Here is a 12,698-nt window from a genome sequence, read left to right as displayed (position 1 = left end):
CATGCAGCCTCACGCCGACGACCTCATCCGCGCCCTCGACCCCCTGCCCTACCCGCAGCGCCTGCGCGAGCTGGCCCTCGCCGCCCGCCGGGCCACCGGGCGCGGCGACCTGGCCGCGCTCCTCGACGGGCTGGCGGGGCACGGCGCCTACGGCCGCCGGCTCGCGGCGTTCGCCGCCCTCGTCGGGCGCGACGCCGGCTTCCTCGCCGCCCGGCTCGCCGACACCGACCCCCAGGTGCGCGCGCACGGCGCGAAGGCCGTACGACAGGGCCTGCTGGCCGACGACGCGGTCCTCGCCGCCTTCCACGACGCGACCGCCGTCGTCCGCAGGCAGCTCGTCCGCGCCGTGGTCCGCGGCCGGCGCACCGCCGTCGCCGAGGCGCTGATCGGGCCCGTCGGCGAGCAGTGGGGCGACGCCGAGGCCGCGCGGCTGCTGCCCGCGTGCACGGAGGAGACCGTACGCCGTCTGCTGCCGGCGCTCTGGCCCGCGCTCAGCGGCCCCGCCACCCTCGCCGGCCGGCACCCCGGGGCCGTACTCGACGAGGCGGAACGGCAGTTGGCCGCCCTGGCGCCCGGCAGCCGGGCGGCCTGGTGGACCAGGCACGCCGACGTCGTCGCGCCGCTCGCCGACCGCGCCCCGGACCGCGTGCTGGAGCTGCTGGAGCGGTTCTGCCACGGCGGGCTGCAACCGCCGGTGCACGACCGGCTGAACCGCCTCGTGGCCGCCGACCCCGGCCGCACCCTGCGCCTGCTGCTCGCCCCGGAGCGCCGCCGGGGCACCGCCGGGACCCGGCTCAGCCGCACCGTGCTGGACCGCCTCGTCGCCGCCGCGCCTCCGGAGCTGCCCGAACTCGCCCGGCTGTGGCAGGGGACCCCGGAGAACGCAGCCGCGCTCACCGACCTCCTGCGCCGTACCGCGCCGTCCCGCCGGGAGGCGCTCTTCGACGCCGCCATGGCCGAACGCGACACCGCCCACGACGACTTCCCGCCCACCCTGCTCGACGCGCTGCCCCGGGAACGGCGGGCGGCGGAGGCACGCCGCATGGCGGCGCAGGCCAGGGAGCGCGACGCGCCCCCGCCGGTCGTGCTGCGCGCGGTGGCCTGCCTGCCCGTCGCCGAGGCCCGCGGCGAACTGCTCGCCGCGCTGCGCCGCTCCGACCCGGACGAGCGCGCCGGAGCGTACGGCCTGCTGCTCGCCAACGCCGCCCGCTCCGGCCACCCCGAGGACGTCACCAGCGCCGTCCGGCTGCTGGCCGAGCGGCTTCGCAACGACCAGGACCCGGTGCGCTCCGTCGCCCTGCGGCAGCTCGCCGAGACCCACCCCGCGCTGTTCACCGCCGACGCCGCCGACCACCTGCACCGCATCGCCGCGGACGCGATCGCCGCCCGCGATTCCTCCCCGGCCACCCGCGGGGCGCTGCGCACGCTGGCCGTCGCCCTGCTCCGCGAGCACGCCGCGGGCGGCCGGCCCGAGCTGGTGAGCTTCTCGCTGCGGACGATCACCCGGCTCACCGGCCACACCGGCGGCGCCGACCTCGGCCGGCTGGACACCTCGCTGCGCCGCGGTCAGGAGCACGAGGTCTTCGACGCCCTCGAACCGTGGCTGGAGGCGGGCGCGGACAAGGTCGACCACGGGCTGACCTTCGCGCTCGCGCGGGCGCTGGGGCGGCGCGCCTGGGGGATGCCCAAGCTGCAGGAGTACCTGTGGCAGGCCGTGCAGTTCGGCAACGACGCGACCGTGCGCACCGCCGTGTCGCTGTGGCTGGAGCCCCGCGCGGGCCGCGGCGAGCGCGTCGGCCGGCTGCTCGCGCAGGAGCCGTCCGCGGCGGTGCTCCCGCCGGTCTACCAGGTGCTGGCGCGCACCCGTACGGACCTGTTGGACACCGTGCTCGGCGACACCCCGCCGTGGGGCCGGTTCCTGACGCCGCGCGCGCCCTGGACCCCGCCCGTCGTCACGCCCGAGCGCTGGACGCCCGCCCAGCAGGCCGCCGCCGCCCGGCTGCTGGCCCGGGCCGCGGGCGACGCCGGCCTGCCGCAGCACGAGCGCGTCCGCGCCCTCGCGGACGCCGCCCGCATACCCGGTCACGGCCTCGACCTCGTCTTCCGCTACACCGGCGCGGAGGACGTCGCCCTCGCGGAGGCCGCGCTCGCCGCCCTGGTGTGGACGGACCGGCCCGAGGAGGCGCTGCCGCTGCTGCTCGCGCACGCCGGCGGTGACCGCGCCCGTGTCGCGGTGTACGCCGCCACCCGCGCCACGCTGCACGCGGCGCCCTCGCGCGTCGAGGCGGCCCTGCGCCCGCTGCTGCTGCCCGGCCCCGACGGGACCGCGGCCGGCGCGAAGGTCACCAGCCGCAAGGAGGCGGTCCGGCTCGCCGCCACCCGGCTGCCGGCCGAGCGGGCGGCGGCGCTGGTGGTCGGCGCGTACGAACTCCCGGAGCAGCACCGCGACGTACGCGCCGCGTGCGTGGCGTTCGCCGGCGGGCTGCTCGGCAGACCGGAGGTGTGGCGGATGCTGGAGACCGCCGCGGCCGGCGATCCGCAGGTGCGGCTGTCGCTGCTCCGGCCGCAGCCGCGCGACCTGCGCGAGGAGCACCGGCCGCGGTACGCGGGCCTGGTGGAGGCCGCGAGCCGCACCGACGACGTCCAGCTCGCCCGGGCCGCGTACGCGAGCCTCGCCGCCTGGGCCCCCTGGTCGCCGACCGCGGCCGACGTGCTGTGCGCGGCCGTCACCGATCTCGGCAACCGCGGCACGTGGGATCCCGCCGCCCACGCGCTGGTCACCCTGGCCACCACCGCCCCCGCCGACGATCCCGCGCGCGAGCCCGTCGTACGCGCCGCGCGCGAACTCCTCACCCGCGCGCCAGGACAGCCCGACGCGGAGCCGGACCGCGACCTGCCCGCGCGCCGGCGCCTGGCGTCCCTCGTCCGGCGGCTGACCGTCCGGCCGCCGGACCTCCGCGGCCTGCTGCGGCCCACGCTGCACGCGCTCGCCGACGTGCTCGCGGCGGACGACGACTTCGTGCCGCAGGCGGCGGTGCTGCGGACGGAGACCGTCGACCTGGAGGCCGGGGCTCCGGAGCTGACGGCGGCGCTGGTGGACCTCGCGGGGCTGCACGCGGGGCGGCCGGTGCTCGCGGAGGTCACGGCGAAGGCGCTGAGCCGCCGGCTGGACCGGGCGGCCCGGCCGGGCGCGCCGGAGGCGCGGGCGGACGCGGCCCGCGCGCTGGCGGCGGCGGGCGGGCACGCGGAGGGCCTGTTCGCGGTCGCCCTCACCAGGGACACCGGGGCCCGCGCGGGCTGGCCGGAGCCCTGGCGCGCCACCCTGCGGACGCTGCGCGCGCACCCGCGGAGGGAGGTGCGGGACGCGGCGCTGGCGGTGCAGACGGCGGACGAGTAGGGCGTGGGGGCGGGGGAGGCCCAGCCGCGCTACGGCAACGTGGCCCGGACCCGGAAGCCCATCCCCGCCGCGACCAGCCGCTCGGTCAGCGCCTCGCCCATCGCCTGCGCCGTCGTGACCTGCCCCGACGTCTCCGGCAGCGGGTCGTACGCCAGACACATCGCCGCCTCCGCCAGGATCTTCGCCGTCTCGTCGTACGCCGGGTCGCCGCCGCTGACCTCCGTCACCACCCGCCGGTCGCCGCCCGTGCCCACGAACCGGGCGGAGAACCAACTGCGCGCCCGGCGCTCCTCGCTGGGCCCGGTGCCCGGCGCCAGCCGGGCGGCCATCAGCCTGCGCAGCGGCGGCAGTTGGGCCGCCGTGGCGAACGCCCCCGCGCCCAGCACGCCGCCCGCGGCGACCGGCAGCCGCTTGACCGCGGCGTAGTGGCGGTAGCGGAAGTCCGGTCCGTACCGCGGCAGCGCAGCGGCCGACCGCGCCACCACCTGCGACTCCAGGGTCGGGAGCGGCAGCCCCCAGGTGCGCAGCGCGCCGCTGCGCGTCGGCGCGCCCAGCGGCGCCCGCACCCGGCGCTCCGTCACCCGCGGCTCGGCCCTCTTGCGGGCCCGGGCCGCCCGCGCCGCCGGCAGCGGCCGGGAGACCGCGCCGAGCACGGACGCCAGCGTGCCGCCGGAGATCGCGCCGGCGGCACGCAGGAAGCCGTCGACGCGCAGCGGTACGTCCTCCGGCAGTTGCTCGACGGTGTAGCGCACGCCGAGGTCGAACGGCGTGCAGTCGAACCCGCAGGAGTGCACCAGCCGGGCGCCCGTCTCCCGGGCCCGCTCGTCGTGGCGTACGTACACCCGGTCGACGAACTCCGGCTCTCCGGCCAGGTCCGCGTAGTCCGTCCCGGCCGCGGCGCACGCGGCGGCCAGCGGCTCGCCGAAGCGCAGGAACGGCCCGACCGTCGTGGCCACCACCCGGGTCTGCTCGGCCAGCCCGCGCAGCGCCGCCGGGTCCGCCGCGTCCGCGGTGAGCAGCGGCAGGTCGCCCCACTCCGGGCGGATCGCGGCCAGCCGGTCGCGTACGTCCGCCAGCCTGCCGGTGTCGCGCCCGGCCAGCGCCCAGCGGCAGTCGGGCGGCGCGTGCCGGGCCAGGTACTCGGCGGTGAGGGCGCCGGTGAAGCCGGTGGCGCCGAAGAGGATGAGGTCGTGCGGTCGGGACTCGTCTGCCATGGACCCAGGGTGGTTCATCGGCGCCGTCCCGTCGACGCGGACGACGCCGGATTCCGATCTCGACCCCCCGCACGGGTGGCCGACCCGCGCGGGGGGACCCCGCACTTGTGCCCACTGAAACGTGTTCTTATCATCTCTGGTGTTACACAGTCGGTGTCACACCGCTGGGGGCTTGATGGGGAGCAGGGAGCACGGCCCGCTGCACGGCGTGCGGGTGGTCGAGCTGGCCGGCATCGGCCCCGGGCCGTTCGCCGCCATGCTCCTCGCCGACCTCGGCGCCGACGTCGTACGGGTCGACCGGCCCGGCGGCCCGGGACTGGGCATCGACCCCGCGCACGACCTCACCAACCGCAACAAGCGCTCCGTCGTCCTCGACCTGAAGTCCGGGCCGGGCGCCGGCGCCGCGCTGGCCCTCGCCGAGCGTGCCGACATCCTCGTGGAGGGCTTCCGCCCCGGCGTCGCAGAGCGCCTCGGCGTCGGCCCCGCGGACTGCCTCGCCCGCAACCCCCGGCTGGTGTACGGGCGGATGACCGGCTGGGGTCAGGACGGTCCGCTCGCGGGGACCGCCGGCCACGACATCGGCTACGTCGCCGTCACCGGCGCGCTCGGCATGATCGGCCCCGCCGACGGCCCGCCCGCCGTCCCCGCCAACCTCCTCGGTGACTACGCCGGCGGCTCGCTCTACCTCGTCGTCGGCGTGCTGTCCGCACTGCAGCACGCCCGTACCACCGGGGAAGGGCAGGTCGTCGACGCGGCCATCGTCGACGGCACCGCGCACCTCACCTCGATGATCCACGCCATGGCCGCCGCCGGCGCCTGGCACGACCGCCGCGGGGCCAACCTCCTGGACGGCGGCGCGCCGTTCTACGGCGTCTACGAGACCGCGGACGGGCGGTACATGGCCGTCGGCGCCCTGGAGCCCGCGTTCTACGCGGAGTTCGTCCGCCTCCTGGGCGTCCCCGGCCCGCTGCCGGACCGGGGCGACCCCGCCGCCTGGGCGGAGCTGCGCGAGCGGCTGGCCGCCCGGTTCAAGGAGCGTACGCGCGCGGAGTGGACCGGGGTCTTCGCCGGCTCCGACGCCTGCGTCGCCCCCGTGCTGTCCCTGCGCGAGGCCCGCGACCACCCGCACCTCGCCGCCCGCGGTACCTTCACCGAGGCGTACGGCACCGTCCAGCCGGCCCCCGCGCCCCGGTTCTCCGCCACCCCGGGTGCGGTACGCCGCCCGCCCGCACGCCCGGGCGCCGACGCCGCGGACGTCGCCCGCGACTGGCACGTCCCCGGCCTGACCCCCATCCCGACCCCTGTCCCGACCCCTGTCCCGACCGAGGAGGAGCGGTGAAGCGCCGGCTGTACGGGCCCGAGCACGCGGCCTTCCGCGAGACCGTGCGGACCTTCCTCGCCAAGGAGGTCACCCCGCACTACGCGCGCTGGGAAGCCGACGGCATCGTCTCCCGCGACGCCTGGCTCGCCGCCGGGCGGCAGGGCCTGCTCGGCCTGGCCGTCCCCGAGGAGTACGGCGGCGGAGGCCACGACGACTACCGCTTCGCGGCCGTGCTGGCCGAGGAGTTCGCCCGTGCCGGCTCCGCGGGGCTCGCCGTCGGGCTGCACAACGACGTCATCGGACCCTACCTGACCTCCCTGGCCACCGAGGCGCAGAAGCGGCGCTGGCTGCCCGGCTTCTGCACCGGCGAGCTGATCACCGCCATCGCCATGACCGAACCCGGCGCCGGCTCCGACCTGCAGGGCATCCGCACCACCGCCGAGGACCGCGGCGACCACTGGCTGCTCAACGGCGCCAAGACGTTCATCTCCAACGGCATCCTCGCCGACCTCGTCGTCGTGGTCGCCAGGACCACCCCCGAGGGCGGCGCGCGCGGGCTGAGCCTGCTGGTCGTCGAGCGCGGCGCCGAGGGCTTCGAGCGCGGCCGCAACCTCGACAAGATCGGCCAGAAGGCCCAGGACACCGCCGAGTTGTTCTTCACCGACGTACGGGTGCCGAAGGACAACCTGCTCGGGGAGCGCGACGGCGCGTTCGGCCACCTCATGACCAACCTGCCGCAGGAGCGGATGGCCATCGCCGTCGCCGCTGCCGCCGCCGCCGAGCACCTGGTCGAGGCCACCACGGCGTACGTCAGGGAGCGCGAGGCGTTCGGCCGGGCGCTGGGCCGGTTCCAGCACGTCCGCTTCGAGATCGCCGAGATGGCCACCGAGTGCGCCGTGACCCGTACGTTCGTCGACCGCTGCATCGAGGACCTGGCGGCCGGCGAGCTGGACGCGGTGCACGCCTCGATGGCCAAGTGGTGGGCGACCGAGCTGCAGAAGCGCACCGCGGACCGCTGTCTGCAACTGCACGGTGGCTACGGCTACATGAGCGAGTTCCCCGTGGCCCGCGCCTTCACCGACGGGCGGGTCCAGACCATCTACGGCGGCACCACCGAGATCATGAAAGAGATCATCGGCCGCTCCCTGCTCTCCTGAGAGGCGCACCACCGTGACCACATCCGCCAGGCCGTCCGTCACCGACGCCTACGTCTACGACGCGATCCGCACCCCGCGCGGCCGGGGAAAGGCCAACGGCGCCCTGCACGGGACCAAGCCGATCGACCTCGTCGTCGGCCTCGTCCACGAGCTGCGCCGCCGCTTCCCCGGCCTCGACCCGGCCGCCGTCGACGACATCGTGCTCGGCGTGGTCAGCCCGCACGGCGACCAGGGCTCCGACATCGCCAAGATCGCGGCCATCGCCGCCGGGCTGCCCGACAGCGTCGCCGGCGTACAGGAGAACCGCTTCTGCGCCTCCGGCCTGGAGGCCGTCAACATCGCCGCGGCCAAGATCCGCTCCGGCTGGGAGGACCTGATCCTCGCCGGCGGTGTCGAGTCGATGTCGCGCGTGCCGATCGGCTCGGACGGCGGCGCCTGGTTCAACGACCCGATGACCAACGCGGAGATCGGCTTCGTGCCGCAGGGCATCGGCGCCGACCTGATCGCCACGCTCGGGGACTACAGCCGCCGGGACGTGGACGAGTTCGCCGCCATGTCCCAGGAGCGGGCCGTGCAGGCGTGGAAGGAGGGCCGGTTCGAGCGCTCGGTAGTGCCCGTCACGGACCGCGCCGGGCTCACCGTCCTGGACCGGGACGAGCACATCAGGCCCGGCACGACGGCCGACAGCCTCGCCAAGCTCAAGCCCGCGTTCGCGGACATCGGCGACCTGGGCGGCTTCGACGCCGTGGCGCTGCAGAAGTACCACTGGGTGGAGCGGATCGACCACGTCCACCACGCCGGCAACTCCTCCGGCATCGTCGACGGCGCGGCCCTCGTCGCCGTCGGCTCCGCCGAGGTCGGCCGGCGGTACGGGCTGACCCCCCGGGCGCGTGTCGTCTCCGCCGCCGTCACCGGCTCCGAGCCCACGATCATGCTCACCGGGCCCGCGCCCGCGACCCGCAAGGCGCTCGCCAGGGCCGGCCTCGGCATCGACGACATCGACCTCATCGAGATCAACGAGGCCTTCGCCGCCGTCGTGCTGCGCTTCGCCGACGAGATGGGCGTCGGCCTGGACAAGATCAACGTCAACGGCGGCGCCATCGCCATGGGCCACCCGCTCGGCGCCACCGGCGCCATGATCCTCGGCACCCTCGTCGACGAGCTGGAGCGCCGCGACCTGCGCTACGGCCTCGCCACCCTCTGCGTCGGCGGCGGCATGGGCATCGCCACCGTCGTCGAGCGCCTCTGACCCCGTCCCGCCCCCCCCGCACACGGAGATCACCCCACCACCATGAGCCACACGAACACGATCCGCTGGGAGCAGGACGACACCGGTGTCGTCACCCTCGTCCTGGACGACCCCCACCAGTCCGCCAACACCATGAACGCGGACTTCATCCAGTCGCTCACCGCCGTCGCCGACCGGCTGGAGGCCGAGCAGGACGGCGTACGGGGCATCGTCTTCGCCTCCGCGAAGAAGACCTTCTTCGCCGGCGGCGACCTGCACGACCTCATCCGCATCGACCGTGCGCACGCCCGCGAGGCGTTCGACGTCGGCATGACCGTCAAGCGCGCGCTGCGCCGCATCGAGACGCTCGGCAAGCCGGTCGTCGCGGCCCTCAACGGCGCGGCGCTGGGCGGCGGCTACGAGATCGCGCTCGCCTGCCACCACCGCGTCGCCCTCGACGCGCCCGGCTCGAAGATCGGGCTGCCCGAGGTCACCCTCGGGCTGCTGCCCGCGGGCGGCGGCGTCACCCGCACCGTACGGCTGATGGGCATCACCGACGCGCTGCTGAAGGTGCTGCTGCAGGGCACCCAGTACCGGCCGCGGCGGGCGCTGGAGAACGGGCTCGTGCACGAGGTCGTCGAGACCGAGGAGGAACTGCGGGCCGCCGCCCTCGCGTTCGTCGACGCCCACCCGGAGTCCCGGCAGCCCTGGGACGAGCCCGGCTACCGGATCCCCGGCGGCACGCCCGCGCACCCGAAGTTCGCCGCCAACCTCCCCGCCTTCCCCGCCAACCTGAAGAAGCAGCTCGGCGGCGCCCCGTTCCCCGCGCCGCGCAATATCATGGCCGCGGCCGTCGAGGGCTCCCAGGTCGACTTCGAGACCGCCCAGGTCATCGAGGCCCGCTACTTCGTGGACCTGGCCGTCGGGCAGACGGCCAAGAACATGATCCAGGCGTTCTTCTTCGACCTCCAGGCCGTCAACGGCGGCCGCTCCCGCCCGGCCGGCGTTGACGAGCGGCGCGTGTCGAAGGTCGCCGTGCTGGGCGCCGGGATGATGGGCGCCGGCATCGCCTACGCCTGCGCGCGCGCCGGCATCGAGGTGGTCCTCAAGGACGTGTCGGTCGAGGCCGCGGAGAAGGGCAAGGCGTACTCCGCCGGGCTGCTCGACAAGCAGCTCGCCAAGGGGCGTACGACGCGGGAGAAGCGGGACGCGCTGCTGGCGCGCATCACCCCGGTCGCGGACCCGGCGGAGCTGGCCGGCTGCGACGCCGTGATCGAGGCGGTCTTCGAGGACCAGGCGCTCAAGCACAAGGTGTTCCAGGAGATCCAGGACGTCGTCGCGCCCGACGCCCTGCTCTGCTCGAACACCTCCACCCTGCCCATCACGCTGCTCGCCGAAGGCGTCGCCCGCCCGCGGGACTTCGTCGGGCTGCACTTCTTCTCACCCGTCGACAAGATGCCGCTGGTCGAGATCGTCAGGGGCGAGCGCACCGGCGACGAGGCCCTGGCCCGCGCCTTCGACCTCGTACGGCAGATCGCCAAGACCCCGATCGTCGTGAACGACTCGCGCGGCTTCTTCACCTCCCGCGTCATCGGCCACTTCATCAACGAGGGCGTGGCCATGGTCGGCGAGGGCATCGAGCCCGCGACCGTCGAGCAGGCCGCCGCCCAGGCCGGCTACCCGGCCAAGGTGCTCTCCCTGCTCGACGAGCTGACCCTCACCCTGCCCCGCAGGATCCGCAACGAGGCGCGCGCGGCCGTCGAAGCCGCCGGCGGCAGCTACCCCGTGCACCCGGCGGAGGCGGTCATCGACCGGATGGTCGACGAGTTCGGCCGCACCGGGCGGGCCGGGGGAGCGGGCTTCTACGACTACGAGGACGGCAGCAGGACCCGGCTGTGGCCCGGGCTGCGGGAGCACTTCACCAAGCCGGACCAGGAGCCGCCGGCGCTGCGCGACCTGCAGGAGCGGATGCTGTTCGCGGAGGCGCTGGACACCGTGCGGCTGGTCGAGGAGGGCGTGCTGACGTCCGTCGCCGACGCGAACATCGGCTCGGTCTTCGGCATCGGTTTCCCGGCCTGGACCGGCGGCGTGCTGCAGTACATCAACGGGTACGAGGGCGGGCCGGCCGGCTTCGTGGCGCGGGCGCGCGAACTGGCGGCGGCCTACGGCGAGCGCTTCGAGCCGCCCGCGCTGCTGCTGGCGAAGGCGGACAGGGACGAGCGGTTCATGGACGCGGTCTGAACCGCCCCGGCCCCCGCCGCGCCGGCGTCGGCGGGCGGGGGCCGCGGTGGGGGGTGGGTCCGTACTCAGCCGACGCGCATGGTGCGGATCGTGCCGGTCTTGGCGTAGAGCTTCGCGCCGGGGCAGGCGGTCGGGTAGAGGCGGCGGTGGGACGTGAGGCGGTAGACGGTCGTCGTCTCGCCCTTGCGGTACTTGCCGTTGGACTTCCCGGCCTTCAGCGTGGCCTTGCCGGTGCGGCTGTAGCCGGCGACGCCGAGGCGCCACTTGGAGAGCCGGGCCAGCGCGTTGGTGACCTTCGAGGGGACGGCGGCGGAGCCGTACGTGCCGATGACCGCGGCGCCGCTGGTGTTCTTGTTGAAGCCGAGGGTGTGCGCGCCCGTCACCGGCCTGGTCACGCCGCCGCGGCGGCCCTCGTAGACGCGGCCGCACTTGTCGACGAGGAAGTTGTAGCCGATGTCGTTCCAGCCGTTGGTACGGGTGTGGTAGCGGTAGATCGCGCGGATGATCGAGGGCGCCTGGGAGCACGAGTAGCGGTTGCTGTCCACGGTGTGGTGGACGATGAACGCCCTCGTCCTGCTGCCGTACTCGGGAGGGCCGTCGCGCCATGACTCGTCGGCGCCCCACTGCTTCCGGGAGATGATCGCCGGCCGCGTCGCGGTCGTGGTGTAGGCGGGCTCGGCGGGCACCCCGGGCCCGTCGCCGGGGTCGACGAGCTCCAGCCGGGCGCGGCCGGGCAACGGCGCCGTGCCGCCGTCGCCGCGGAGCAGCCGGGCCTGTGCGGCGTCGGAGTCGCCCACCCACACCGGCTCTGTGGCGGCCCGGTCCGGCGCGGGCGCGCCGGGCTCGGTCTGCCGGGGCTGGGTCTCCAGCGACCGCCACGCCGTCCACCGGCCGGTGCCGGCGTCCCGGGTGCGTACCTGCGGCGTGCCGTCGAGCGCGCCGCCGCCGGCCGGCCAGGAGACGCCGACGAGGCTGAAGCGGTCGTCTTCCGGCTCCGGTTCGGGGTTGGCGAGGGCGCCGGGGAGGGCCAGGCCGGCGGCGGTGAGCAGCACGGCGAGTAAGGGGAAGGCCCAGCGACGTCCTCGCGGGCGGCGTGCGCTCATGCTCGAACTCCTCGGCGCGGGCGGCGGTGTGCGACTGCGGCGCGGATGAGCATGACAACAGGGGCGGGCCGCGGGCAAGGGTGGCCGCGGACGCCGCGGCGGCCGTCGGGCAAAGAGGGCCGGTCGGGACCTCACCCGTCACACGCGTACGTGGGCAAGGTCACTCCGCGGGGAACGACGCCCGCAACTCCGCCTTCATCGACCGCTGGAAGGCCGTCACGAGCGCCTGCACCACCATCGGCTGCATGTGCGCCGACAGCGACTTCATCGTCTCGACCTGCTCCGGGTCGGGGTCGGCCTCGCCGAACGGCTCCCACACCTCGTCGTGGAAGAGCCGGGTCAGCTCGCGGGCCACCGCGCGCGAGTGCTCCTGCACCACGCCCCGGGCGGCCAGGAGGGTCTCCAGCCGGATGGGGACGTCGAGAAGCCGTACGCCGAGGTGGAGGACCGCCGGGTCGACCCGGAAGGCGTCGCCGCCGTCCGCGTCGCCGTCCGAGCTACCGTTCCCGCCGCCGTCCGCCGCGGGGTCCGGGCCGGACGCCCCGGCGGCCCCCGGCGTACGCTCCAGCACCCCCATCGCGGCCAGCCGCGCCACGTCGTCGTCGGTCAGCGACCGCCCCGCGCGCCGCTCCAGCTCCGCGCGGCTCACCTCGGTCTCCGCGTCCGGCACCCACGTGGCCACGAGCGCGCGGTGCAGCGCGTGGTCCTCGGCGCTCAGCCCGGTCGGCAACTGCTGCACGTACCGCTCGATCGCGGCCAGCGTCAGCCCCTGGTGCTGCAACTCCTCGATGAGCGCGAGCCGGGACAGGTGCTCCGGCCCGTAGCGCCCCACCCGCCGCGGGCCGATGACCGGCGGGGGCAGCAGCCCGCGGGTGGAGTAGAAGCGGACCGTGCGCACGGTGACGCCCGCGCGCGCGGCCAGCTCGTCCACGGTCAGCCCGGCCGCCTCCGTCTCCTGGGTCATGGTCCAACAATATTGCTGTCTCACCGGACCTGTGAAAGACCGCGGCTCCCCGGACAGGCGGCGGTCGCGGAGA

The 12,698-nt window shown here is 75.8% G+C and carries 8 protein-coding genes; 5 read left to right on the top strand and 3 right to left on the bottom strand.

All coding sequences use genetic code 11. The annotated features are described in order from the left end of the window. Position 1: 1 nt before the first annotated feature. Positions 2–3,397: a hypothetical protein gene (locus tag O7599_RS02180; RefSeq protein WP_281620349.1), complete on the top strand. Its 3,396-nt coding sequence runs from the start codon at positions 2–4 to the stop codon at positions 3,395–3,397. A 29-nt stretch (positions 3,398–3,426) separates the two neighbouring features. Here O7599_RS02180 and O7599_RS02175 read toward each other — a convergent pair whose 3' ends face one another. Beyond that, the gene (locus tag O7599_RS02175; RefSeq protein WP_281620348.1) at positions 3,427–4,611 is read right to left on the bottom strand and encodes a saccharopine dehydrogenase NADP-binding domain-containing protein; all 1,185 of its coding nucleotides are present in this window, start codon (positions 4,609–4,611) and stop codon (positions 3,427–3,429) included. 175 nt (positions 4,612–4,786) lie between these two features. Between O7599_RS02175 and O7599_RS02170 the strand changes: the two genes are divergently transcribed. From O7599_RS02170 to O7599_RS02155, 4 genes are read left to right on the top strand one after another with little or no spacing between them, the layout of a single operon-like run. After that, the gene (locus O7599_RS02170) at positions 4,787–5,950 is read left to right on the top strand and encodes a CaiB/BaiF CoA-transferase family protein (protein WP_281620347.1); all 1,164 of its coding nucleotides are present in this window, start codon (positions 4,787–4,789) and stop codon (positions 5,948–5,950) included. After that, entirely contained in the window at positions 5,947–7,089 is a 1,143-nt protein-coding gene (locus O7599_RS02165; RefSeq protein WP_281620346.1) for an acyl-CoA dehydrogenase family protein, read from the top strand. The genes O7599_RS02170 and O7599_RS02165 overlap by 4 nt, the downstream gene beginning before the upstream one ends. Before the next feature lie 13 nt (positions 7,090–7,102). Continuing rightward, positions 7,103–8,338, top strand: a complete 1,236-nt coding sequence (locus O7599_RS02160; RefSeq protein WP_281620345.1) for an acetyl-CoA C-acetyltransferase — start codon at positions 7,103–7,105, stop codon at positions 8,336–8,338. Between the two features lie 42 nt (positions 8,339–8,380). Beyond that, positions 8,381–10,558 (top strand): 3-hydroxyacyl-CoA dehydrogenase NAD-binding domain-containing protein, encoded by a 2,178-nt coding sequence (locus tag O7599_RS02155; protein ID WP_281620344.1) that lies wholly within the window; start codon positions 8,381–8,383, stop codon positions 10,556–10,558. A gap of 65 nt (positions 10,559–10,623) precedes the next feature. Here the strand turns inward: O7599_RS02155 and O7599_RS02150 are convergent, their stop codons facing one another. Then, complete coding sequence (locus tag O7599_RS02150; RefSeq protein ID WP_281620343.1) at positions 10,624–11,661, bottom strand: peptidoglycan recognition protein; 1,038 nt, start codon at positions 11,659–11,661, stop codon at positions 10,624–10,626. 160 nt (positions 11,662–11,821) lie between these two features. Next, the gene (locus tag O7599_RS02145) at positions 11,822–12,625 is read right to left on the bottom strand and encodes a MerR family transcriptional regulator (RefSeq protein ID WP_281620342.1); all 804 of its coding nucleotides are present in this window, start codon (positions 12,623–12,625) and stop codon (positions 11,822–11,824) included. Positions 12,626–12,698: the final 73 nt, after the last annotated feature.

It is taken from the genome of Streptomyces sp. WMMC500 (assembly GCF_027497195.1).
In the GTDB taxonomy this organism is placed as follows: Bacteria; Actinomycetota; Actinomycetes; order Streptomycetales; family Streptomycetaceae; genus Streptomyces.
This window is presented reverse-complemented; position numbering and strand designations above follow the sequence as displayed.

Bases quoted from the DNA above. Each gene is read 5' to 3' on its own strand.
- O7599_RS02180 (WP_281620349.1), top strand. From the start codon at position 2: ATGCAGCCTCACGCCGACGACCTCATCCGCGCCCTCGACCCCCTGCCC.
- O7599_RS02175 (WP_281620348.1), bottom strand. From the start codon at position 4,611: ATGGCAGACGAGTCCCGACCGCACGACCTCATCCTCTTCGGCGCCACC.
- O7599_RS02170 (WP_281620347.1), top strand. From the start codon at position 4,787: ATGGGGAGCAGGGAGCACGGCCCGCTGCACGGCGTGCGGGTGGTCGAG.
- O7599_RS02155 (WP_281620344.1), top strand. From the start codon at position 8,381: ATGAGCCACACGAACACGATCCGCTGGGAGCAGGACGACACCGGTGTC.
- O7599_RS02150 (WP_281620343.1), bottom strand. From the start codon at position 11,661: ATGAGCGCACGCCGCCCGCGAGGACGTCGCTGGGCCTTCCCCTTACTC.
- O7599_RS02145 (WP_281620342.1), bottom strand. From the start codon at position 12,625: ATGACCCAGGAGACGGAGGCGGCCGGGCTGACCGTGGACGAGCTGGCC.